Origin of the sequence: Paenibacillus sp. FSL H7-0714 (assembly GCF_038003765.1) — a bacterium.
Classification (GTDB): Bacteria; Bacillota; Bacilli; order Paenibacillales; family Paenibacillaceae; genus Paenibacillus_AQ.
On the sequence record NZ_JBBOPT010000001.1, the window covers coordinates 787,090 to 812,891 of the forward strand.

The 25,802-nt window shown below is 41.9% G+C and carries 14 protein-coding genes and 1 pseudogene; 14 read left to right on the forward strand and 1 reads right to left on the reverse strand.

Annotated features, from left to right (window positions below):
• Positions 1–127: 127 nt before the first annotated feature.
• From NST34_RS03530 to dcm, 12 genes and pseudogenes are all read left to right on the forward strand, one after another.
• Positions 128–1,717: a sensor histidine kinase gene (locus NST34_RS03530; protein WP_339244747.1), complete on the forward strand. Its 1,590-nt coding sequence runs from the start codon at positions 128–130 to the stop codon at positions 1,715–1,717.
• On the forward strand, positions 1,692–2,474 hold the full coding sequence (locus NST34_RS03535) for a response regulator transcription factor (protein WP_339244750.1): 783 nt from the start codon (positions 1,692–1,694) through the stop codon (positions 2,472–2,474). Before NST34_RS03530 ends, NST34_RS03535 begins: the two co-directional genes overlap by 26 nt.
• A gap of 401 nt (positions 2,475–2,875) precedes the next feature.
• Positions 2,876–5,896 (forward strand): DUF4855 domain-containing protein, encoded by a 3,021-nt coding sequence (locus NST34_RS03540; RefSeq protein ID WP_341127148.1) that lies wholly within the window; start codon positions 2,876–2,878, stop codon positions 5,894–5,896.
• Between the two features lie 281 nt (positions 5,897–6,177).
• A complete protein-coding gene (locus tag NST34_RS03545) occupies positions 6,178–6,747 on the forward strand; it encodes an SF0329 family protein (RefSeq protein WP_341127149.1) in 570 nt (189 codons plus the stop codon).
• A 484-nt stretch (positions 6,748–7,231) separates the two neighbouring features.
• On the forward strand, positions 7,232–7,381 hold the full coding sequence (gene scfA / locus NST34_RS03550; protein ID WP_076098734.1) for a six-cysteine ranthipeptide SCIFF: 150 nt from the start codon (positions 7,232–7,234) through the stop codon (positions 7,379–7,381).
• A gap of 122 nt (positions 7,382–7,503) precedes the next feature.
• Positions 7,504–8,898: a thioether cross-link-forming SCIFF peptide maturase gene (gene scfB / locus NST34_RS03555; RefSeq protein ID WP_341127150.1), complete on the forward strand. Its 1,395-nt coding sequence runs from the start codon at positions 7,504–7,506 to the stop codon at positions 8,896–8,898.
• A gap of 390 nt (positions 8,899–9,288) precedes the next feature.
• Positions 9,289–15,291: an S-layer homology domain-containing protein gene (locus NST34_RS03560; RefSeq protein ID WP_341127151.1), complete on the forward strand. Its 6,003-nt coding sequence runs from the start codon at positions 9,289–9,291 to the stop codon at positions 15,289–15,291.
• 1,326 nt (positions 15,292–16,617) lie between these two features.
• Positions 16,618–19,248 (forward strand): Z1 domain-containing protein, encoded by a 2,631-nt coding sequence (locus tag NST34_RS03565; protein ID WP_341127152.1) that lies wholly within the window; start codon positions 16,618–16,620, stop codon positions 19,246–19,248.
• Positions 19,249–19,407: 159 nt separating this feature from the next.
• Positions 19,408–19,683 (forward strand): annotated as a pseudogene (locus NST34_RS03570) (sigma-70 family RNA polymerase sigma factor); the annotation flags it as partial.
• Positions 19,684–19,977: 294 nt separating this feature from the next.
• Positions 19,978–21,129, forward strand: coding sequence for a type II restriction endonuclease (locus tag NST34_RS03575; RefSeq protein ID WP_341127153.1), 1,152 nt, complete (start codon positions 19,978–19,980; stop codon positions 21,127–21,129).
• Between the two features lie 326 nt (positions 21,130–21,455).
• The gene (locus NST34_RS03580; protein WP_341127154.1) at positions 21,456–21,644 is read left to right on the forward strand and encodes a hypothetical protein; all 189 of its coding nucleotides are present in this window, start codon (positions 21,456–21,458) and stop codon (positions 21,642–21,644) included.
• A gap of 76 nt (positions 21,645–21,720) precedes the next feature.
• Positions 21,721–22,860 (forward strand): DNA (cytosine-5-)-methyltransferase, encoded by a 1,140-nt coding sequence (gene dcm, locus NST34_RS03585; RefSeq protein WP_341127155.1) that lies wholly within the window; start codon positions 21,721–21,723, stop codon positions 22,858–22,860.
• Positions 22,861–23,255: 395 nt separating this feature from the next.
• Here the strand turns inward: dcm and NST34_RS03590 are convergent, their stop codons facing one another.
• Entirely contained in the window at positions 23,256–23,393 is a 138-nt protein-coding gene (locus NST34_RS03590) for a hypothetical protein (protein ID WP_341127156.1), read from the reverse strand.
• 807 nt (positions 23,394–24,200) lie between these two features.
• Here NST34_RS03590 and NST34_RS03595 point away from each other — a divergent pair.
• Positions 24,201–24,443, forward strand: coding sequence for a hypothetical protein (locus NST34_RS03595; protein ID WP_341127157.1), 243 nt, complete (start codon positions 24,201–24,203; stop codon positions 24,441–24,443).
• A gap of 221 nt (positions 24,444–24,664) precedes the next feature.
• Entirely contained in the window at positions 24,665–25,735 is a 1,071-nt protein-coding gene (locus tag NST34_RS03600; RefSeq protein ID WP_341127158.1) for a hypothetical protein, read from the forward strand.
• The last annotated feature ends 67 nt before the right edge of the window (positions 25,736–25,802 follow it).

The window sequence follows — 25,802 nt, forward strand, 5'->3', positions numbered from 1 at the left end:
TATGTATTTGCACAGATTAGCGTTTTTTTGTCTTTTTCGGGCATGTAAGAAACGGATATTGTGAAGGGCTATGATTACAATGAAATCAATTCACTTAAAAATTACGTTAATCGCAGGAGGCTGCTTCTTGCTGCTGTTCGTTGCATTGCTTGTAACAATATATTTGGAGATGAACCATACGGTTGTCCCTTTGAATAAGAACTTAACGCAGCAAGTGGTTAATGCACGCAGCGACCAGATTGATTATTGGTTTAATCAGCGCATTGGAGAGATAGACATGCTTGCTTCTCTAGCTTCGGACCATCAGTGGACACGAGATGAATTGCTGCAAGAGATCGATAAGTTCGAGGTGAAGAAGCAAGTAGAGTACGAATCCATACGCGTGGTGGATATTCACGGAAATTCCTGGTCAGCAAGGGACAAGCCTTTTTCGATACTAAACCGACCCTACTATCGAAAACAACTGCTAAATTCAGATTCCAATTATGTGGTGAGTAATCCGATCGTATCCAAAGCGAATGCAGTTGAAATCGTCGTCATTCTCTATCGCGTGAATCCATCGGTGAATGATGAAGTAGCTTATATTGCCGCAGCCGTCTCCGTCAAGAAGATGAAGGAGATTGCTCAAGATGTAATGCTATATGACCAGTCAGGCCAGCTTATCATCGATTGCAGAGAGCTGGGTGAAGGAGATGGAGCGGAGGATGCAGCAGATAAGAAGAACATGAGTGTATTTGAGGCTCCAATTCAAAATGTGGAAGGCTGGAAGCTAGTACTCGAAGTACCGAATTCAAGTCTATCGCTAGCGGTGATCAAAACCCAGCGGACTGCATTGCTGGTAGGCGTTCTTATCGGTAGTGCGTTTATCGTCTTTCTGATGCTGCTTGCTTCTTCCATTATTCGTCCAATTCAGTCGCTTCGCCAGGTAATGGAAAATGTGCAGAACGGCAACCAAACCATACGAGCAGATGTTACGCGCTCGGATGAGATCGGCGATCTTGGGCGAAGCTTCAATGACATGCTTGTTCAATTATACGCTGTGGAGCAGGACCGAAAGGAGATGGAACTCAGACTGATTCATGAGCAGATCAAGCCGCATTTTTTATACAACACATTGGATACGATCCAGTGGATGGCAACGGAACATGGAGCAGACAATGTGGTGGAGATGGTGGAAGCGCTTAGCGCGTATTTTCGATTAGGGCTTGGCACAGGCAGTCCCTACATTCTGCTTGATCAGGAGTTGTACCATGTCGAGAGTTATCTTCATATTCAAGGCGTACGATATGAGGAGATTCTGGACTACGAGCTTCGATATGATGAAAAGCTTGCTCAGTGCCAAGTCGTTCGCTTCATGCTGCAGCCGTTGGTAGAAAATGCGATTTATCACGGGATTAAGCCACTTGGGGATCAAAAGTGCAAAATTTCGATCACAGCATATAAACAGGTCGATTATTTGGTCATTAAGGTTGAAAATAATGGGGTTATGATTCCTGAAGAGAAGCTTGAACAGATGAATCAAGCCCTTCTTGATGATAAATATGATCGTTCTGCCACAGGCTTTGGGCTATACAGTGTAAACCATCGCATTCGACTAGCTTACGGGGTGCCATATGGCCTTGCAGTGAAGAGCGAAGATGGCATTACCGTTATGGTCATTCGAATACCTTTGGACGGGGAGTGGAATGAAGATGTGGAAGATTGTCATCGTCGATGATGAAACGATCATTCGCAAAGGCTTGCGACAATACATTGAGGAGAGTCCGTATCTTTTTGAGGTTGCAGGAGAAGCGAAAAGTGCAAACGAAGCATTGAATATGGTGGAGGAAGCCCCACCACATGTATGTCTTGTGGACATCAACATGCCGAATATGAATGGGCTCGATCTGATGAATATATTGCGCGAACGCTGTCCGTCGGTTCTGGTTGTCATCATCAGCGGCTACGATAACTTTGAATATGCGCGTCAAGCCGTGCAACTGCAAGCATTCGATTATGTATTGAAACCTGTGCCGAAGAGTGATCTGAACAAGCTGCTTCATCGGATCGATGAGCATCTTCAGGCAAAATATCCTTTGCATTCACATGAAAGCAGGGTGGATAAGGAGCTGGGGCTTCCCGGGTATACAGGGGATGGAACAGTGCTTATCCAAAAAGTGATCGAGTATATTGACAGTCATTATCAGGATCCGGAGCTGTCTATTACTAGAGTAGCAGCGCTATTTCATATCAACCAAACCTATCTTAGCAAGCGTATGAAGCAAGAAATCGGTGCTTCATTCCTTGACTATGTCACCGAGCTCCGGATATCGAAGGCGAAGGAGATTCTGGATGACGTAATGCCGAATATCAAAATCGGGGATCTGGCCGTGAAGGTAGGGTATAAGAGCCAGTACTATTTTAGTCGTGTGTTCAAAAATAGAGTCGGCTCAAGCCCCTTAGAGTACAAAAAGCATCCGTTCGGTTATGGATAGGGCATCAATTTAGTAGAACGCCGCAGTAATTAGGCGCCACCATATATAAACACGACGCAGCCTCGAGGGGTTGCGTTTTTTATGTGGCGGATTGTTTAGAGGACATTGATAGAAAATAGGTAGGACCTTAGGAGGTAAGCGCTATCTTTATACCTATAAAAACGCGACGTGAAGGCCTTCATGTCAACAAGTGTATACCCAATGTCATTAATTATCTATTTGAAAGAAAGGCCACTTTTCATAATGTTACTATAAGGACATTGACATATGTTATAAGCTTCTATGACGTGTCGGAATCTCGGAAGGGAGGAAAGAGCATCGAGGTAAGCTGAAATGGAAGCGCATACCATTTAGGAGATTGATGTTTCTTGACTCAAGAATCAGAAGGGAGTTCGTACGATATGAAGAGGAGTAGACAATGGGTAGCTCTCATCATGGTTGCGATCATGATCGTAACCATGATGCCGATCGCGCAAGCGGAAGAGGCGCTGCCGCCTACACAGACAGAGGAACAGACACCAGCGAACCCGCCGGGCGAAGCCGATCCGGTCGAGGTGACGAATCCATCACACCTACCGGGAGCGGGTACGGAGGGTGTTATTGCGTCAGTGTATGGGGCGGTATATCACAATCTTGCAGCGGGCTTATCTTATGAGTGGTCGCGAGAGCCGGAAGCTTCCTATCCGGATGAAGGCAACACACTTACGGATGGTATATATGGGGCAAGCAATAGATCCGACGTAGCATGGGTTGGACATCATTTGGGTAAGACACGCGAAGTTGTGTTTGATTTGGGGGCGAAGAAATCACTCACGGGTATTAAAGCCAATTTCCTCGAAGATTGGCCAACGAACAATGTACTCGTGCCACTCACGGTATCGATGTACGTCTCTGATGACAAGGTGAACTGGGGACTGCTCAAAGACAATGCCACGCAGAAGCTGTGGAATGATGGTAAATACACGGAGACCTATGTGTGGGATGGCAGCAAGGACGGTATTAAAGCGATCGGCCCAGATGCGAAAATCGCGTATGCTCGGTACGTGAAAGTAACATTCACAATGCATACGCGTGCAATGACCTTCGTGGATGAGATTGAAATCCTCGGTGAAGAGGGCAAAGTTGCCGGAGCCGTAACTGTTCCAACGCATACGCCGAAATTCTTGGCGGCAGGCGAAGCGACAGCGGGTATAGAGCATCTTGGACTTTTGTATAACGGGCAATATGCGAATGACTTAGGCATCTGGACGAAAGAACGGATCATTCCGAACATTAGTTATGTCGATAAGGACGGCAAGATTAAGGATCGACTCTTCGACGGCGTCCTGTATCTTGGCATTAACTCTCCAAATCCAGGTCGTGATTTCGGCGGGCGGGCTTATCTTGAAGATTGGCAATGGTATCTGGATAAGACCTTTGCGGTAGGCGGTGATATGGATGCGTTAAACGCAGCGGCTAAGGAAGTATCCGATGCGCTGAACGAGTCTGGCGTGAAGGAAAAGGTTGTCCTCATGATTCCGGATCCAGGTGAATCGATCACTAATTTCGGAGCTATTGAACAAGGTGGAGAATCGCTGAACTTCAATGATTCCGTTGGCAAAGAGAAAGCCCTTGCGAACCGTGAAAAAGCAGTTCAATGGTGGCTGCAGCAAGTCAAATCGAGATGGGAAGCAAAAGGTTACGCTAACCTCGAGCTTGTAGGTATGTACTGGTTCGAAGAGCAAATCAGCACAAGCCAATCCGGACCGGATCTGATCCGTTCGGTGAGCAGCACCCTGCATGACATGCAAATTAGCGGCAAGGACCTGAAGTTCTTCTGGATTCCGCACTTCTTCGCTTATAAAGCGTTCATGTGGAAGGATGTCGGCTTCGATGCGGTGACGATCCAACCGAACTACTTCTTCGAGCCGACGGATATCGAGCGCTTGGAGGATTCTGCGAATCTGGCGAAGCAGTATGGCATGTCCAATGAACTCGAGTTCGATGATCGGATGCTGACGGACGGCGTGTTCCGCGAGCGGTATATCGATTACTTGAACAGCGGTGCGAAGACAGGGCTCATGAAGGATGGCTTCAAATCGTATTACCAAGGCAACAATGCAGTCTATAACACCGCGGTAAGTAAAGATCCAGCGACACGCGTTCTTTACGACTGGCTGTATCAATTTGTTAAAGGAACGTATCAGGTCAACGAGGCTCCGCCTTCCGAGGTAGACGTGCAGATGAACGACAAGCCTTTCCAGAGCGGGATGAAGCTGCCCGATTCAGAATCCGTATCCTTTACATGGAAGCTTAGAACGGATGATGGTCTGACGAAAGTGACGGCGACATATGACGGCAAGCCTTATACAGCGGGTACCGTTATTTCGCTTGCAGGCAAGCTTGGCAAGCATGAGCTTAACATTACCGTTACGGCGGGGCATATGGTGACAAAGTCATATGTTATCGAAGCAACGACAAATGCATCTGGTATGAAAGCGTTAGTCGACCGCTTCGAACAAGTGAAGCAATTTACCAATTCTGCAACGGTGCGTTCTTTGAACAACTATTTGGAAATGATGAAGCGCTATGAAGGGAAAGATGCAGCGCAAGTCACCAAGTATCTCCAAGGCTTTAACGCAAAGCTGGATGAATTCAAGAAGGCAGGTACGATAAAAGATGAGGCGTACAATACGCTGAAAGAAAATGTCTATTACCTGATAGGCAATTTGGCGCAGAATAAAACGGTAGAAGCTTCATCGACCGAAGGCAATAATGCGAATTATGCACCGGCTAAAGCCGTCGATGGATTCCCTGCTTCAAGATGGGCGAGTGAATACGTGGACAATACTTGGTTCCTGGTCGATCTCGATGAAGTGAAGGAAATGGATACGGTTCGAATAGATTGGGAATATGCTCGTGCCGATAAATACAAAATTCTTGTGTCGAACGATAAGCAGAACTGGATCAATGTCATGCCTAATGACGGAATTATTACCGCGCATGATGGCAAAGAAACGATTCAGTTCAACCCGGTCAAGGCAAGATACATGAAGTTACAAGGCATAAAAAGAGCAACCGATTACGGATATTCCATCTACGAGTTTGGTGTCTATAACCTCTCGGGCGCTGTAGACGTGAAGGGCATTGAGGGCATACAAGTAAAGGTTGACGAGGAAGCGAAAAAAGTAACGATTGATGGATTGCTGATGAATGGCGTCCTTACAAATGTGAAGTTGAAGGTGCTTGATCCGAAAGGCAAGGTTCAACTCGAAGATGAGACGAAGAGTACAGTCGCGGGAAGCTTCCAATTCACATTCAAACTTACGGGTAATTTAAAAGGAACCAATGAGGCGTATCTATCAACTGGCTATATGAGCGAGCCTGTAAAAGTGACCTTTGAATACTCAAAAGAAAACCCGGGTAAAGGTCACGATAAGTAATGGAGAAATAATCCATCCAAGCAGAAATACGACCCGCGCTGAAACTTCCTGTACCGGTTATCGAATTATCTGTCCGAGTAAGACTAATAACTGAAGTAAAAACGTTTGAGGTGTAACATAACAAGCCGATTAGGTGCCAGACCACGGGGTCTATACCTAATCGGCTTGTTTCTATGTACAGTATCAAGATATTATTCAGGTTTTAGTGGGATTGTATTATGTATTGTATAATAGAACGATTGCCTCAACAGGTATTTATAACATAAAACATAGGAGGATACATGTCCTGGAGCAAATTGAAGCAACAACTGGAGAGTTTTCTCTGTCCTGCGTTATACGGCAGGGTTGAATATCGCGCAAGCAGTTACCGTTATTTACCTGATAAATCAGGGAATTGTTATATTTCGGTAGATAAAAAGAACGTACTTAATATGAATGATAGAACTAGCTCAATTAGATGGTATCAGACGGAGCAGGAGATTAAGAATGATTCAGATCTTCAAATTCCTATCAACCATGAAGACATTGAAGCGGTTAGAAAAGATAGTAAGGGGATCATCCCGGAGGATCGTTTAATAGTCATTGCAAGAAGCAGAAAAATATCAGAGGTTGCAAAGGAGCTTTTGTCAGCACAGACGTCATTAAGTAAATCGAATTTTATTGTTATAGCTACTAAGTATTTATCTATTTCCATTGAGGAGAGCTTAGAAAGCGACGATATCTTATTGAATATTCTAGCTTTAGTGGACAGACGAGTTGGGAAAAAGCGAATTTTAAACATGAGCGAGAAGATGAAGTTAAAGCATCCAAGTGTGCAATATTTTTATGAACTAAGGCGTAGTTCATTATGAAAATAAATAACTTCATGGAATATTCAAGAAACACTCCCTACAAGAATCCCTAATTCTACGCGACTTCTTCCCGCCATAACAATAGCCATGATAATGAGAGGGATGTTCGCATAATGTGCATATTGAATCGGAGAGTGTCGTTCTACTGGTAAGGAAGGATACAGTGTTATGAAATCCTTATATTTATTGGACTTTACCGACAAGTATGAGAAAAAATCGTTGTTAAAGAGATGGCATCATTGCCGTCTCTTTTTTGTTTCTTTAGTCACTTTTTTAGCATTGCTCTGACTCTGGTTCCTGCTACGGCATCCTACGATCACAAGCATGAAAGAATGCACCAAAATTAACGTTGATGCTTATGTTTAATCCCTCTCTGCTCTGCTAGGTGACGGGAATCATAGACGTACTTACGTCAGGTTGCTACGATGTTCCATGGAAATTAAGTGAAAGTGATCACAAGAAATTACAGAAGGAGTTATTTATCGTGAAAAGAATCGTAACACTGAGCACCCGTAAACTGATGGATACCGCAAAACACGGCGGATGCGGCGCATGCCAGACCTCATGCCAGTCCGCTTGTAAAACTTCCTGCGGCGTTGCAAACCAGAAGTGTGAAAATGCAATGAACAGATAAGATTCGAAATTTTACCGCCCATTGCTCTGTTGATGGGCGGCTATTTTTAAGAAATGGACGCTTCCTCTATAGGATGGCAAAGCCATTTCTACTTGTGTGCAAAAGGAGCTTGATTAGTAAGTATGATTCATCAATATAAACTAAACGGATACAATATCGTGCTCGACACTTACAGTGGCTCGGTGCATGTTGTTGATGACCTAGCATATGAAATTATAGAACTTTATGAGAAAACTCCTGTCGACAAAATCGTGACCATGATGATGGATAAATATAAGCATGATTCCAGTATTTCTGAGAGCGACATTCGAGAAACCATCGTGGATATCGAGGAGCTTATAAAAGATGGTCAGCTTTTTACAAAAGATGAGTATGAGAACCTCTCGTTTGATTTAAAAAAGCGAAAAACTTATGTCAAAGCGCTCTGCCTCAATGTTGCGCATACCTGTAATCTGTCATGCGACTATTGCTTCGCCAGCCAGGGGAAATACAACGGAGATAGAGCAATCATGAGCTATGAGGTTGGACAAAAAGCTATCGATTACCTGCTTGAAAATTCGGGTCATCATCGAAACCTGGACATCGACTTTTTCGGCGGAGAACCGCTTTTAGCTTGGAAAGTGGTTAAACAGATCGTAGCTTATGCAAGAAGTAAAGAACAAGAATACAAAAAGAAGTTCCGCTTCACTTTCACGACGAACGGGATGCTGCTGAACGATGAGGTCACCGAGTTTTTAAATCAGGAAATGTACAATGTCGTATTGAGTCTGGATGGAAGAAAAGAGGTTCATGACCGGCTGCGCCAAACGGTTAACGGAAAAGGCAGCTACGATCATATTGTTCCGAAGTTCAAGGAATTCGTTCGTAAGCGCGGGGACCAAGAGTACTATGTTCGAGGAACTTACACTCGTAACAATGTCGATTTCACCAACGATATATTTCATATCGCAGACCTTGGTTTTGACAAAATCTCTATGGAACCGGTCATCTGTGATCCAAAGGAGCCCTATGCACTTACCGAGGAGGACCTGCCGGAGATATACAACCAGTACGAAATTCTCGCCAAGGAAATGATCGGTCGCGGTGAACAAGGCAAGGGGTTTACCTTTTATCACTACATGCTTGACCTCTCAGAAGGGCCTTGCATCCAGAAGAGAATCACTGGCTGTGGGTCAGGAACCGAATATCTTGCCGTCACCCCTTGGGGAGAGCTTTTTCCTTGCCACCAGTTCGTAGGGGATGAAGAGTATAGCATGGGGAACCTCTGGGATGGCATCACAAAGCCTGAGCTGCAATGTCAATTCAAAGAGAGCAACTGCTACTCGAAGCCGGAATGCAAGGACTGCTGGGCTAAACTCTACTGCAGCGGTGGTTGTCCTGCCAATGCACTGCACGCGACGGGTTCTCTGGTCGGAACCTATGACTTCAGCTGTGACGTCTTCCGCAAAAGAGTCGAATGTTCCATGATGGTAAAGGTGGATGAATCCATTAGAGCGATGGAAGAGCAACCTAACTAATTAAAATAATGGATCAATAAACCATAACCGAGAAATAGACACTTTTAAATGAAGTGCTCTTTCTCGGTTTTTTGTTTTAACTAGAACTATGATCATAGATTGTCTTCTTCATCGGCAATCAGGATGTGGAATTCAAAACGTGACAGCCTAATCTGTTTAGTGGACAGAGAGGGCTTTTTTAATGTGCGAATCCATGATTTTCTCTTTGATCACAAATATATATGACTAAAGTCACAATAAATTTGTGATTTATCGTATTTTTTTGTCGAAAAATAAACTATTTTCTAAGAAATGTCGATATAATAGGATAGAAATCTGCTTTTCTGTATTAACTGCAATTACGGAAGCGTTAACAATTATATGAATAGTCATTCGACAAGGAGGAAAGCAATGTTAAAAAAGTTAGGCAAGATTGGATTGGCTTTTATATTAGTCATTGGACTGCTACCGATGATTTCACTCCGGGCATACGCTGCCATCCCCTCATTCACCAAAACGGTGGACTTTCCCATTCAGACTCCAGTTACAAACGCCTCGGGTAAGAATGTTTCTGATGTTGATGTTCTTCCTGACGGAAGTACCGCAGTAGTGTTGAACACATTCGCTTATCAAGGCAATTCCTATGTTTATTCTTATTTTTTAAAGATTTTTGACCGCACGGGAGCACTTAGATCAGATGTTGATCTGAGTAGTCTAATGGATACCTATTACAAAATGATTGATGTGAATATGCTTGCGCTAAGTGATGGAAGGATTCTGATTACTTACCATAAAAGCGACAGCGGCGATAACAATTTGCAATTGGGAACCGTTAGGGAGAGTACTCCCAATGCCTATTTCATGGTGCTAAACCAGTCAGGACAAAAGGTGGTCGGTCAGACACAGATTAATACATACTCTGCCGCCAGTACCCCGGCACTCACGCGCTTTGTCTCTATAACGGAATTGTCTGACGGCAATATAGCTTTTTCCTGGCAACGGAACGACAATATTAGCACGGCTACGCGTGTGTTCACTGTTGAGGGTAACCCAGTTTCGGGAGAAATACTTCTGGTTTCCCATAATGCGAGCATGTCTAATGTATCCGCTGGAGACGGTGTATATATGGTTGCTTACAATTCAGGAGTAGGACCCCAGACGGATACTGTTTATCTGAAAATATTCAGTAATAGTGGGACTCTGTTAAATACGATTAATAAAGGAATAAGAACGGATGAAAAACAGCTGTTTCTATCCACGTTGAACAACGGGAATTTCATGTTCAGCCAATATAACTATAGAAACGACTCATCAACGGTTTCTTTATATGATAAGAACGGTACGAGTAAGGGTGATTTTACAGTAAGTGGCTCTCTAGGCGAATCTTCGGCTGCTATTTATAGGGATGGTGCAAACCCGGGCTTTGTAACCGTAAGTACGGACCCCACTTCTACCAATGCCATCAATGATGCGTACAACAACTTTAAAGAATGGTCGGGAACGCAGTATGCTTACCTGAATTATTATGACAATGACGGTAACTTAGTCTTTACATCGGATCAGCCGGTGGATTCCGCTCCGGTGGCTATGCAGGGTTTCAATGAAGCCACTTGGATGTACGCTGTGGAATATTATCCAAGCTTCAAATTGTATCCCACCTTTGGTGACAAGCTTGTCTTGGTGACAACCGATAATACGGATGCTGATCATTATAGAATAACCGCTAAAATATTTGAGACGGGAGCTCCGGCACCAGCGGCTATCATTGACTATGCGGCTGAGCAACTCACCGGACTGACGCCAAACAGCGCCTACTCGGTTAACAACGGTACAGCGGTAACGGTGACAGCGGATGGTAAGCTGGCTATAGACAGCAGCTGGTTGGGAACGTCAGTGAGCATCGTGAAGAAAGGCGATGGCTCGTCGACAACGGATAGCCCGGCACAAACGCTGACTATTCCATTCCGTCCAGGGGCACCGACTGGTGTAACGGCGACGAATGAAACGGCGATAAGTGCTAACGATGGTACATTGACTAACGTAACAACTGCGATGGAGTACAAGAAGGGTGTGGCGGGTACTTGGACGAATATTTCAGGTGCAACCGTAACGAGACTTGATCCGGACATGTACTATGTCCGGACAAAAGCGACGGTGACGGCGTTTGCGTCAGAAGCGAAGAGCGTGACGGTGGCTACGTTTGTGGCAACACCGGAAGTGACACCGGCAGCCATCATTGATTATGCGGCTGAGCAGTTAACGGGCTTGACGCTAAATGGCTCCTACACAGTAAACGGCGCTTTGGTAACGGCGACAATTGATGGCAAGCTAGCGATAGATAGCAGTTGGTTGGGGACGTCACTGAGCATCGTGAAAAAAGGCAATGCCTCGACGACATTGGATAGCGCGGCGCAGATGCTAAGCATTCCGTCACGTGCAGAGGCGCCGACTGGTGTGATAGCGACGGATGAAACGGAGATCAGTGCTAACAATGGTACATTGACGAACGTGATAACCGCGATGGAATTCAAGAAAGGTACAGCAGGTGTATGGACGAGTGTAGCAGGTGTAACCGTAACGGGACTTGATCCGGACACGTATTATGTGCGGACGAAAGCGACGACGACGGCATTTGCTTCAGAAGCGAAGAGCGTTACGGTGGCTACGTTCGTGCCAACGCCGGAAGCGGCACCGGTAGCCACCATTGATTATGCGGCTGAGCAGTTAACAGGTTTGACGGCAAGCGGCTCGTACACGGTAAACGGCGTCTTGGTGACAGCGACAGTTGATGGCAAATTAGCTATTGGCAGCAGTTGGTTGGGGGCGTCACTGAGCATCGTGAAGAAGGGCAATAGTTCTACGACAACGGATAGCACAGCGCAGACGCTAAGCATTCCGATCCGTCCAGGGGCGCCGATAGGTGTAACGGCGACAGACGAAACGGCGATAAATGCTAACAATGGTACCTTGACGAACGTGACAACGGAGATGGAATACAAGAAGGGTGCGGCAGGTGCATGGAAAGATGTGACGGGTGTAACCGTAACGGGACTAACTCCGGACACGTACCATGTGCGGACGAAAGCGACGGCGACGGCATTTGCGTCAGCTTCAGTGCAAGTGGCGGTGGTTGCTTTTGTGGCAACACCGGAAGTGGTACCGGCAGCCGTTATTGATTATTCGGCCGAACAACTGACAGGCTTGACGTCAAATGGCTCGTACACAGTAAACGGAGCTTTGGTAACAGCGACAGCTGATGGCAAGTTAGCTATTGATAGCGGTTGGTTAGGAACGTCGCTGAGCCTTGTGAAGAAAGGCAATGGATCGACGACAACGGATAGTGCGGCGCAGACGTTAAGCATTCCGTCCCGTGCAGGGGTGCCGACTGGTGTAACGGTGACAGATGAAACGGCGATAAATGCCAACGATGGCAAATTGACGAACGTAACAACCGCGATGGAATACAAGAAGGGCACAGCAGGGGCATGGACGGATGTGTCAGGCACAACCGTAACAGGGCTTACTCCTGATACGTATTATGTGCGGACGAAAGCGACTTTGACAGCATTTGCGTCAGAAGCGAAGATCGTGACGGTGGCTACGTTCGTGCCAACGCTGGAAGCAACACCGGCAGCCATCATTGACTATGCGGCAGAGCAGTTGACAGGTTTGACGCCAAGTGGCTTGTACACGGTAAATGGTTCAGCGGTTACGGCGACAGCAGACGGTAAGCTGGACATTAATAGTAGTTGGATAGGAACATCGCTAAACATCGTGAAGACGGGCAACAGCTCGACGACAACGGATAGCGCGGCGCAGACGTTAAGCATTCCGTCCCGTTCAGTGCCGCCGACGGGTGTGACAGCAACGGGTGAAACGGGAATGAACACGAACGATGGTACGCTCATCCATGTTACTAGTGCGATGGAATACAAGAAAGGTACAGCAGGTGCATGGACAGATGTACCGGGTACAAGCGTGACGGGACTTACTCCAGACACGTATTATGTGCGGACGAAAGCAACAGCGACTTCATTTACCTCGGCTACGGTGCAAGTGACGGTATCGGCATTCACGAAAATGCCAGAAGCGACACCAGTAGCCGTCATCGACTATGCTAGAGAACAGTTGGCAGGTCTGACGCCAAGTGGCTCATACATGGTAAACGATACAGCGATTACGGTGTCAGTAGACGGAAAGCTGGAAATAGAAAGCAGTTGGTTGGGAACATCACTGAGCATCCTTAAGAAAGGTGACGGTTCAACAACTACGGACAGTGCGGTACAGACGTTAAGCATTACTGCTCGTGCAGCGGCTCCGGTAGGAGTGACCGTTACGGATGTAACGTACAATGGAGCTAATAACGGCACCATTCAGAATCTGACAGTCCACATGGAATACAAAATAGGCAGCACGGGTCTTTGGACAGAAGTTACAGACACAATGATTACTGACCTTGCACCGGACACGTATTATGTTCGGGAAAAGGCAACGGCAACAGCATTCGCTTCTATTGCCGCTCAAGTTATCGTTCATGACTCGAATGCGGTCATCCCGTCCGCGCCTGAAGTCACGGCTGATGATCAGAACAATACGATTGTCGGTCTGGACACAAGTATGGAATTTTCAGTGGATGACGGACCATACGTACAGTACGACGGAACCAACTTACCAGACTTGAGTGGTGAGCACATTGTTAAGGTACGGGTGGTAGCTAGCGGGTCCGTTCCGGCGGGACCGGCAACCACGCTGACCTTTACAATTAATATGCTTAACCCTGCAGGTGGCTTGAATGTGATCTCTATCGATCCAAGTGGCTCGGCCAATAACGGTTATACGCAAATCACTGTTACGCCTGCACTAGCTGAAGGACATAAGCTCTTTTATAAGAACTTTGGCGCTGGTAGCGTCGTCGTACCAAATGTGGGAGATATCCTGACTGGATACAATCTTGTAGGCAGTGAGGGATTGGTTCCTGCGGCCAATGGGGATACGATTGGGATTGCAGAGGTAGATGCTGACGGCAAAGTGGTGAAATACGGTAGTGCAACAGCAGCTGTGGTGGCTGATACCGTAACATCTGGTACTGATCCGGTCAGCCCAGGATCCGGAAGCAACTCGAATAGCGGAACAACCCCCGGTAATGCGAACACAGTTGTTACCGATGTGATCGTACTCGTTAACGGTAAAGAAGAGAACGCGGGCAAAGCAACAACAACGACCGTAGGAAACGTGGGAACGACTATTATCGTCGTCGACCCAGCTAAACTCCAAGCGAAGTTGAACGCGGAAGGTAATGGGGCGGTGGTGACCGTTCCTGTGACGCTGGATTCCAACATCATTGTCGCTGAGCTAAACGGTCAGATGATCAAGAACATGGAGAACGCATCGGCTACCCTTGTGTTTCAGACAAGCAAAGGTACTTATACTTTGCCAGCCGACGAAATCAACATCAGTGCGTTAGCTGAGAAACTTGGAAATGGCTTGAAGCTGGAAGATATCACACTGAAGATTACGATCAGCGAATCCTCAGCATCCATGAACCAGGTAGTGGCGGGTGCGGCAAGCAGAGGTGGCTTTACACTCGTTGCACCGTCACTAGATTTCGTTGTTACCGCTACTTACGGTACATCGACAGTGGAAGTGAGTCAGTTCAATGCTTACGTAGAGCGGATAGTGCCACTTCCAGGTGGTACTGATCCGAACCGGATTACGACTGGCGTCGTTGTGGAGCCAGATGGCACAGTACGCCATGTGCCGACCAGATTCGTTCTGAAGGACGGCAAATACTACGCAGTTATTAAGAGTGTGACGAACAGCTCGTATTCGGTGATCTGGCATCCGCTGACTTTTGCGGATGTGGAGAATCATTGGGCGAAGGACGCAGTGAACGATATGGGATCTCGTCTAGTAATTAATGGAGTGAGCAAAACGACGTTTAACCCGAACGCAGATATTACCCGAGCGGAGTTCGCGGCGATCATCGTACGTGGTCTGGGACTGAAACTTGGTGAAGGAAAGACTACGTTTACTGATGTACCAGCGAATAGCTGGTATGCAGGGGCGGTTGAAACGGCATCCGAGTACGGTCTGATCACCGGTTTTGAGGACGGCACATTCCAACCGAATGCTCCAATCACTCGCGAGCAAGCCATGAACATTATCGCTAAAGCGATGAAGTTAACTGGCCTTGCGGACAAAACTGGTACAGTAGATGCGACAAGCATACTCGCAGCCTTTACAGATGCAGGCAACATAGGCGTCTGGGCTAAGGACAGCCTGGCGCTAGCCTCCAAGGCAGGCTTAATCAGCGGCCGAGGCGACAATAAGCTGGAGGCAAAGGCTAATGTCACCCGTGCGGAAGTGGCTGTTCTGATTCAGCGGCTGTTGCAGAAGTCGGGGCTAATTGATTAAATTGAAATGAGTAATGGAAGAGCGGATTCAGCCCTATGCTGAATCCGCTCTTTTTGTTGTTAGCTGGTCTATGTTCGAGTTATCCTTGGAAAACTACCATTAGAGGAGATTGCTGTGACGATTATGTATAGAAGTAATAATGGAGTTACAATTCGGACTTATTTTATAGATCTGACAAGAATATCGGCTAGAGTTTAAAATACAAACTACTTCGAAACTAAGGAGAGGTAAAGAATGCAGACTGCAATTATTTGAAGTCTTTCTTAACATCTAAAGTGGGCATAGCGTATAAGATTTGTTCATAATGAGTACTCAACGCATGTAGAGTCGGTTGCACTGCTTGTAAGAAATGTGTAGCCCCGCAATAAACTTTCTCTACCCTACTCGAGCCAGTTATAATATAGTCTATGCTCTTTATCCTTACCGAACCCTCTCCCATCAACGATTAGGGAGGGGGCAGGAGTATTAAATCTTTAATATGACTAGAGAAAAAAGTGATAAAAAATGTGGGGAAAAGCTTGGGAAATTAGTCAAAATGAGTAGAGATTTGAGCAGAAATCGTGATTTGTGCAAGACTTTATTTTAATGGGGAACGTGTAATACGGATTTGTGGGGGAGAAGTAGTAGTGGGTTTATTATTACTGGACAAGGGTTTTGAGTGTGTCTTGGAGATAGTTGGAAAGAATGGGGACGGGAGCGATTCGCATCTCCATTTCATCTCAATTGGATTGTCGGATTTATTTGCATCTGGTGAAGGTTAATGATCATTTTCTATTCTAATGAATATCCAGACTAGTGAGTCCATTAATGTAATTAACATATTCATGAAAAAAATTAAGATCGATAGTGGCAATTCTGCTTATTTCTAATTGTACATCTAAGTAAATCAGTTTGTTGAAGAGACTGTTAGTTAATGTGGTATAATTTTACTATCATTAAGCACTTCTTTTTGGAGTGATAAGTTTTGAAAGATCAAGAAAGCTTATTTTGACATTTGGGGAATAGCAAAACTTTAAAAATTTAATAAGAGTCTATACTGTATCAATTGAAAATATAGTGATACTAAAATTGTTGTTGGATTTGGTGAGGCTTTAGATGCTTATGGTGAGGGTAGGGAAATAATACATAGGGACTCCCAAGCAAATAGTTTCTTACTAGTACTATAGGAATAATATCTACATTTGAATTTACACTGTACTTTATTGTAAAAGTTTAAATGGAAATAATAGTTTGTATTAGTGAATGGGAATAAAAGGTGTGATTATACTTTTATGTAATTTACTATAAAGTATTTTTATTAACCAGAATGGGTTGGGGGCGGGGAATATGGATCAGATAAGTATAGTGAAATCTTTTTTGGAAGAAGATGTAAGGAATGGTGTTATCCGAGATTACAATGCTCTCAAGAATAAAATAGAAGCATCCCTTGAAGGACTAAAAGCAGCCTATGATAAAGTTGGGTTAAAAGTAACTGTTACTTTTGAAGATGTGATGATTAACGTCATTGAACATTTCAAAGAACACTTTGAGTTTTTAGATCAAACTATTATTTTACAAACTGAGGATTCTAAATCCGATCAAGTGCATTTTGATAAAAAAAGATGGATTGCTAATCAAGAATTTCTACGAATAGAAAAAAAACGATCTGATGGGCAAATAGCTAATCTTAACTATTCACTAAATGTTATTATGGGTCATTTAGTTAAGCATATGTCAGAAAGTGAATTCTATGTAAAAGGTATGGTATATAAGGAAGTCCAGTCTGGAAAGACTGAGCATTTTAACTCGCTAATAAATCTAGCTTTTGACAATAATTATGAAATAGTCATAGTCTTGACTGGTTCACAAAATGACCTGCGATCACAAACGCAAATACGTATCGATTCTGATGTTATTGGTCAAAAATCTTATGAGGGTGACCCAGAAGAAAATTTAACTACTGGAATTGGTAATTATTGGGATGATGCGGTATTAACAGGATGCCTTACAGATAAAACATCGTCAGGCGATATAAACGGTGAAAAAACTGGTATGAAAATATCAGTTGATAAGAATCATCCATTAATAATTGTCACAAAAAAAAATCATGATAATCTAAAATCAATAATAAAACTTTTGCGTAATAATAATGTAGATAATAAAGCTGCTCTAATTATCGATGACGAATCTGATTTGGCCTCGATTGATACTTATTATGGTAAAAAAACGAAAAAAACTAATAATAAAGGAAAGAGTCCAAACGATCCAGATTATGTGCCTTCATCGATTAATGCGCATATTAGGAAGCTTCTGAAAGTTTTTAACCGCAAATCATATGTGGCCTATACAGCTACTCCATTTGCAAACTTACTAGTGAATCGTAGGATCGAACATCCTGAGTATGGGCATGATTTATATCCAAGAGATTTTGTTTTAGCAATTTCTAGTGATAAAAACTATGTTGGGCCAAACCAGTGGTTTGGAGTTAATGGAAGAGCAAGACCGTTGGTTAAAATCCAAAAAGTCGAGCCAAAAGGTTTCGCGGATTACCTTAGGACTAGGAAGGGATTGCCGACAGGATTAAAAGAAGCAATTAAAGCATTTGTATTATCAACGTCGATTAGAATACTACGGGAAGGTGAAAAAGAGCATAACTCTATGCTTATACATACTGAAATGACTAATCGGGTACAGGAACTCACTTATCAAGCAGTTAGGCTAGAAATAAAAGCCTTAAATCAACAAATTGCTACTCAAAACGATAACTTATATTTTGAATTAAAGTCGCTGTTTGAAACTGACTTTATTCCTAATTCTTTAGCTGTAACTGGAACTCCTATAAACTTAAAATGGGAAGAGATACTTGAGATAATTCCAGAGGTGCTATCCAAAATTGAAGTAATGAAGATTAATGGTGAATCAGAAGATACTTTGAATTATGAAGATTATAAGGAAAAGGGTTTATATGTGATAGCTATAGGTGGGAACAAGTTATCACGTGGAATTACTCTTGATGGTCTTACAATAAGTTACTATTTACGTGAAAGTAAAATGCAGGATACATTGACCCAGATGGGGCGATGGTACGGTTATAAGGATAAGTATTTAGATTTATGCCGATTATATACAACCCAAAATCTTATCGTTGCTTTTGCGACTACTGTAAAGACAATTGGAAAATTAATGGATGATTTAACAGACATGCATAATTTACAGATATCGCCCGATGATTATGAACTTCATATGATTGAAGAAACAGATTCATTACCTCCAGAAATTAAAGCTCTAAAAAAGAAGAAGGGAAATATTAACTTAAAGCTCACAGCTGCAGATAAAAGTCGCTATGGATTTAGAATTGCTAGGAAGAGCTCTTGGGCAGGTCAATTGCTTCAGGATACTAGTTTTACAAGAGATGTAAAAATAAATGAAGAAAATAAAGAAATAATTGAAAAATTATTAAAAGGTTTAACCATTCCTCCGAAGATGAGTGCAAGTAACAGGGTATGGCTAGGGATACCGATGTCTCATGTAATTGAGGTACTTGAAGCCTTTAAGACACCAAGCATGAGATCATTAGAAATGAATAATTATATTAAAGCTATTCAAAATGAAACGAAAAATAAAGAGCTTTCAAAATGCAATATAGTTTTAATTTCTAACCGTTTTGATTCATCAAATGAATATCTCGGTGAGTATAAAATTGCTAGAACAGAACGTCAAAAAAATAGCGAGCGACATATGCGAGCAGTTCATGTTACAGATGATGAGTTTATTGACCTCTTTGTTGAAAAAAAAATTCAAACTAGAACAGACAAAGTTTCATTACGTCAAAAAGAAACTGCTGTGTTACTTATATATCCTATTAAAATAGATAATTCACTTGAAATTCTAAGTATAGCAATGAGCTTTCCACTTACGAAAGCTTTACCAGCAGATAAAACAACTTATGTTGTGGCAGATGGTACGTACGTAGGTTGATTAATTAAACGGAAAATCATAATTGAGCTGAGTTATCCCGACTCTTTGGGATAGCTTTTCTATTAAATAGTTAAGAATTGGATTTTAGCAGAGAATATATTTTTGACGATAAACACATACCCAATTCATTGTTTACTGGAAAAGAACTCATTTGAATTGTTGGAAGAACTGGAAGCTCTATCGGAAATTCAGGAGTCTGATTCCCACCTTTTTTGGAATGAGGAGTCTGTTGAAGAAATTGTGTACCGTAGGGAGCTGCGTAGGGTTCTTGAGGAGGGATTCTCTAAACTTACCGAGAGAGAAGAAAATGTTATCCGATTTAGATTTGGGTTTGATGATGAAATAGAACGCACCCTAGAAAAAGTTGGTAGGATATTTGGGGTCACCCGAGAACGTGTAAGACAAATTGAAAGCAAGGCATTGAGAAGGTTAAAAGCTATTCTGAGCGAATGGAAAGTGGAGATGTTTTTAGGAGATGACTTTGGATTTAGAAATTCTGTAACAATTGACAACTTAGATGAAGATACTATTTGCAAAAAAAAATGCAATAACGATGATGCTGATGCTATTCGTTAAACGTATGAATAAGGTTTAAGTACGAAGAGTATGGGTTCAATGGACCGAATCTAGGATTGCATGTTTTTATAAGATTCACTTGTAATAATTCACAAATCCTAAGACTCTTTGCATGAATAGATTGATTTAACTAGTGTGAAAGGAATGAGATCGATGTCCTTACTTGAGAATGCTGTGCAGGATTGTTTGAATAATCCGCTATCCTTTTGTAAATTTATATCTTCAAATGATGCAGGAGCTACGGGTGGACATCAATCGGGTTTGTATATACCACTCCATTCTTGGAATATATTGTTCGATAATCCGGGTGTAAAAGGTGAAAATAAGGATGCGAATGTTAAAATTATGTGGCAAGGTGATTTTGAAACTGATAGTCGATTTATTTATTACGGTCAAAAATCACGAAATGAATATCGTATAACTCGCTTTGGACGCGGATTTTCCTTATTGAAGCCGGAAAATGTAGGAGACTTATTTGTTTTAATAAAGATCGATACTAATTACTATCATGCGTATATTATCCAAGGCGATGATGATATAGAATCATTCTTTTCTTCAGTCGGTATAACTGCTGATCAAACAAATAATTTGATTGATTTATCCAATGTTAATTTACAAAAACCGACACTGGAGGAGCTTTTTCAATCGTATATTCAAAGTTTAACAGTTGATTTTCCGGATACTTATCAAGTATCTAGTAAGGCAAGAGAGTTTTTTCGAACCAGCCAAAAAAAGCAGAATGCAGATCTGGATAGTCTTATTCTAAATTGGTTGGATACGGAATTCTCGCTCTTCAAAGCTCTTGAATTTAATCGTTACCAAAAGCGTATGTCTACTCCTTTTGATACAATTGATGAGCTTGTGGCTTGTGCCAATACCTTATTAAATAGAAGGAAAAGTCGCGCCGGGAAGTCTTTGGAACATCATCTTACCGAGGTTTTTCGAATAGCTAATTTGAGTGTTGATTCTCAAGTAACTACTGAAGATAAGAAAAAACCCGATTTTATCTTTCCTGGTGCAATTCAATATCACGACAATACATTTAATCAAGATAAATTATTTTTTTTAGCAGCTAAAACAACTTGTAAAGACCGATGGCGGCAGATTTTGAATGAGGCTGATCGTATTGAAGAAAAGCACTTGTTTACACTACAGCAAGGAATCTCCGAAAATCAACTAAATGAAATGTACAAACACAAAGTTACATTAGTTGTGCCTCGCCCTTATATAAATAGTTTCCCAAGTGCTTACAGAAATAAAATATTGTCATTAGAAAATTTCGTTTCTATGGTAAGAAACAAATAATCATATAAAAAAACCACGTTACTACGTGGTTTTTTTATATGATTTGTTATTATTGATAACACTGGAGAAAATTAATTTGTGAAATACGGGATCATTGTTGTCAAATGAATAATTGAAATTGATTGCTATACATATTTTCTGATTATGGACTGTGATCAGTATATATAATTTTTAGACTCTGATGAGTTGAACAATAATAAAAATAAGAAGTACAATATAAATTGATTGTTGTCCATAAGTATCTGAATATCTTGGTTCAATCTCTAAAGGCTGTTATACTAGCTGACTTGAATAAAATGTAATTATCTATGAAAGGAGAGAAGTAAATGAAGGAACAATTACTCAATGAGGTAACGGAACTACATGATGTGCTAAGGAAGCTGGATTTAGTTTGGAATGATCTTGATTGGTCAATTGTCCCAGACGCTGTAACTGAACAATATCCTTTTCATATGGATTTGAAGCAAATGACTGAAAGTGTGAAAATCTGGAGGGATTCCATTTCCAATTCATAAAAAACGAATATTTGTTTGCATCTAAGTGTATTAGGGAGTAAAATGGGTATATATTTTTTCCCGGGAGTGAACTTTAATGAAGCAGATCCATATTAAACTAGATGAAGATATACACAAAAGAATATCAGATCTTGCAGCATTGGAAGGATCTTCGCTTCAAGAATATATATTATCTGCTGTGTGCAACAAGTTTAGGCAATCCAATAACCAAACAAACCAAACTGGTAAGTTTACCTTCATTGATTTATTTGCTGGTATTGGGGGCATGAGGCTTGGATTTGAAGAAGTCGGTGGAAAGTGTGTTTTTACATCAGAATGGGACCGATTCTCTCAAAAGACATATTTGAGTAATTTTGGTGATATGCCAGAGGGCGATATTACTAAAATTGATGCCAAGGAAATTCCTGATCATGATATATTGGTAGCTGGCTTTCCATGCCAGCCTTTCTCCATTGCAGGAGTCTCTAAAAAAAACAGTCTTGGACGGGCCCATGGATTTCTAGATCAGGCCCAAGGAACTCTTTTTTTTGATGTGGCTCGTATCATTAAGGAAAAACGGCCTAAAACATTCTTACTTGAAAATGTGAAAAATCTTCGAACTCACGACAAGGGGAGAACCTTTAAGATTATATGTGAGACATTGCAGAAGCTTGGTTATAGTCTCCACATTGGCATACACGATGGGAAACATTACGTACCACAACACAGGGAACGTATTTTTATTGTGGGCTATGATATGGAGGTTTACGGAGGAATGGAATCATTTCAGTTCCCAGAACCGACTCAGACTCCACGACCTATTAAGTCCATTCTTATGTCAGAAGTGGATGACAAGTATACACTCTCGGACAAGCTTTGGAATTACTTGCAACAATATGCTGCAAAACATAAAGCCAACGGGAATGGATTTGGATTTGGATTGGTTAATTTGGAAGGCGTTTCTAGGACATTGAGCGCCCGGTATTACAAAGATGGATCCGAAATTTTGATTCCACAAGGTGAAGGTAAAAATCCAAGAAGACTGACACCAAGAGAATGTGCAAGGCTCCAAGGTTTTCCTGATACTTTTAAAATAGTTGTTTCAGATACGCAAGCCTATAGACAATTTGGAAACTCTGTCGTTGTTCCGCTTATCACTGCAGTTGCTAAAGAGATGGTTATTGCTATGGATCAATATCAAACCAATAAAATTCTACAACCTTTAATGTCTGTATAAGGGTTAAAGGGTTTATAAAGATTATCAATGATTATCTTTATGAGCCTTTTTCTTTAAATTCAGCCTCATCGATTGAATATAAGTCTTCTGCTACGAGATCTGGTAAGATTATTCATTGATGAGCCTATTGTTGTATGTTAAAACTTGTATATATTAATTGTCCATCGATGTGGACTTAATGTGAGACTGGATGCGCCAGCAAATAAATATAATTCGAAATCAAAAAACACAAGAATACGACGTTCGGAATTCATCCTCATAGCGTCTTTAATTTTTCGATATTGTCACTATTGGAGTACAGTGCACTCAGCTTTTGTGATCGGATGCAATTTCGTAACCATTTAATATCCCCCTCCTCCACACACTCTGTAAACTATTATCGACAAATTAGCCGACTACGCTTCAGATACAGATAGTGATCCTTTACGCCATTGTTTGGGTGTCTGATCCATAAACTTGTAGAATCTTCGGCTGAATCTGGTACTGGTCTGAACACCGTCTTGTTCAGAGATCAATAGAATTGAATTATCCATACATTATAACTACTCGCAGGCTTATTAATTCGGTTGCTGTTCAGGAAATCGAGTGATACTGTCCCCAAGATTTCGTGGAGTTTTCTTCAATAATTAATGGTGGTGGATGTGATGTGCTTTAGAATCGGAAAGGTGACAAAATCGCCTTTCAAGCGGGCCCTGTTTATTGGTCTACGAGAGGCTCTCCCTTCCCCCACAATTTCAGTTCAAGGTTACTATAAGCCACTTTTGTATGAACATTAATAGAGGTCCTATGTCTTCTTTTGTGAACTATATAGTCATATGCGGACATATCACCATCTTTAAAAGACCTCTTCATTGATCTTCATAAAGCCAATCTCCAAACGGCTATTTATTATAGTTCTTCACTTTCAAAATCACAAATCCCCCAACGTTCTCCGTATTCTCACCATCACACGATTTAATTGGAAGATTAGTTAAAGGTTTGAGCTTTGCTACGTATTAAAATATTGTAAGTTTCTTCACAACAAATTGCACAATTTCTTTAACTTTTTGATGAAGTTGAGGTGGAAGGAGGGCGGAGATAGAGGTTATCCAGGGTACTGTGGATCGTTATCAAGAATATAAAAAGATCACGCGGTGCCTTCATGTCAAAAGATCATTTTACTCGGATATATGATACGTATTATAAACGTGTTTACATATATATTAGTTAAAGTATTAAACCACCAAGTGTCGGAGGACATTTGCAGTCAGGTGTTTGAGACGGTGATGTGTAAGTATTATAGCTTTTCAGAAGGAAAATAGAATTTTGAGGTATGGCTGTTTGACATTGTAAGGAACGCTGTGACCGATTACTTCCGGGGGCAGAAGAAAAGAATGTACACCTCACTAGATTCTTTGCTGGAGCTCATAATTCCCAAGCCGTCTCCGGAGGAGTTGGCGATTGGTGAGGATAATAATCAAGGACTGTTCAAGATGCTCTTCAAGTTACGTGAGAAGGAGCGCAATATCATTGCAATGAGATATGGGGCTGGACTGAAAAAATTCGAAGTCACACAGATCATGGAATCAGTGAGTCCAAGATAGGATTAACATCATAGAAAAGGCGAGAGGATTAGCTCCCTGAGAGTGTGCATGAAGTTGAATAAATGATTCCCGGAAGGGCTTACGATCGGAAATTGTATCGCAAAGTATAAAAATTACATTTTTACATGCAGTGAAAGATTTCTGACAGACTATTCATCGAATGAATGATAGCATCTAGTGAATACGAAACCTATTTATCTTCTTATATGGGAGAATCAATAATGAAAACTATGCTACGCCTTTATCATGAGGGCAATACAAACTACCATTCGACTTTTTTTGATTTGATACATGGGGATACAGAGACGAAGCAGACCAAAGGACTCTCGTACCTATTTTCAAGATATCCTAACTTGATACAGTTATTTTTAAAAGAAGTTACTCGTCTGACTTCAAATAAGTACATGGAATTTAAGCAGGGATTTGATTTTGTTCAAGTAGACGCAGAAATGTTATCAGCTGGAGCAAAGAAAATAAGACGCGATATTACCTTATCTTTGTTTCAAGGGAACACTAAAAAACTAGTTATAATAATTGAAGCTAAGAGCGTAAGTGCTTCTGTACAACAAAAGGATATATCAAGACAACTTGAGTCGTATCTCGATCCAACAAATTTTCCACATGATGCTAATGTGCCTATGCTCGGTGTAACTTTAACAAAGTATAAAGTTCTTCATCCGCCTGAGAATGGATTTGTCAGCCTTACTTGGACAGACATTATAGAATTGATAAACGATGTGATTAGTCTAGAGAAAAGAAAAGGTGAGGATGTAAACATTGCAACAGAATTTATAGATTTTATTAAAGGGGTGAGAAAAGGGATGAAATACTACGAGGTTGAAGTTCTGTCGGTTGCTGCGGGTAAGACGTATGAGTTAACGAAAAATTACTTTGTTCATGCGTGCCCACATACTGCGAAGGGTTTTTCATATAAAACTCCAATATATATAACTTTCAGATCTAGTGGTGGTGGAGAAATGGAGTTTCTTTATAAAATTGATGAGATTGTTGTTCTCGATCCGTTATCACCTTCTCTCAACGTTTTATTAGAAGGTGTACAGATAGATTTTGCTACTAGAATTAAAGAATACATATCAAATCGTATAAACGGTGGGTATGGATTTAATCATCCGGGAGAAGAGTATCGTTTTTATAATCTTTGTAGTAAAGATGTAATTCATTTGAAGCATCTACCCAAACCACTGATTAATAACTCTGGTGCACGATACTATTCTATCGCTGAACTCATAAAGGGTGAGAAGGTAGTGTTTGTGGAGAGTCAAGATCGGTAAATACATCAGGTAAATAAGCTTCCAATGAGTCGCTATCTCGTAAGCGGAAATATATCAAACTTTGTTG

Excerpts from the sequence above, each read along its gene's own strand:
- NST34_RS03535 (WP_339244750.1), top strand. The coding sequence starts at position 1,692 with ATGTGGAAGATTGTCATCGTCGATGATGAAACGATCATTCGCAAAGGC.
- NST34_RS03540 (WP_341127148.1), top strand. The coding sequence starts at position 2,876 with ATGAAGAGGAGTAGACAATGGGTAGCTCTCATCATGGTTGCGATCATG.
- NST34_RS03545 (WP_341127149.1), top strand. The coding sequence starts at position 6,178 with ATGTCCTGGAGCAAATTGAAGCAACAACTGGAGAGTTTTCTCTGTCCT.
- scfB (WP_341127150.1), top strand. The coding sequence starts at position 7,504 with ATGATTCATCAATATAAACTAAACGGATACAATATCGTGCTCGACACT.
- NST34_RS03560 (WP_341127151.1), top strand. The coding sequence starts at position 9,289 with ATGTTAAAAAAGTTAGGCAAGATTGGATTGGCTTTTATATTAGTCATT.
- NST34_RS03565 (WP_341127152.1), top strand. The coding sequence starts at position 16,618 with ATGGATCAGATAAGTATAGTGAAATCTTTTTTGGAAGAAGATGTAAGG.
- NST34_RS03575 (WP_341127153.1), top strand. The coding sequence starts at position 19,978 with ATGTCCTTACTTGAGAATGCTGTGCAGGATTGTTTGAATAATCCGCTA.
- NST34_RS03580 (WP_341127154.1), top strand. The coding sequence starts at position 21,456 with ATGAAGGAACAATTACTCAATGAGGTAACGGAACTACATGATGTGCTA.
- dcm (WP_341127155.1), top strand. The coding sequence starts at position 21,721 with ATGAAGCAGATCCATATTAAACTAGATGAAGATATACACAAAAGAATA.
- NST34_RS03590 (WP_341127156.1), bottom strand. The coding sequence starts at position 23,393 with ATGGATAATTCAATTCTATTGATCTCTGAACAAGACGGTGTTCAGACC.
- NST34_RS03600 (WP_341127158.1), top strand. The coding sequence starts at position 24,665 with ATGAAAACTATGCTACGCCTTTATCATGAGGGCAATACAAACTACCAT.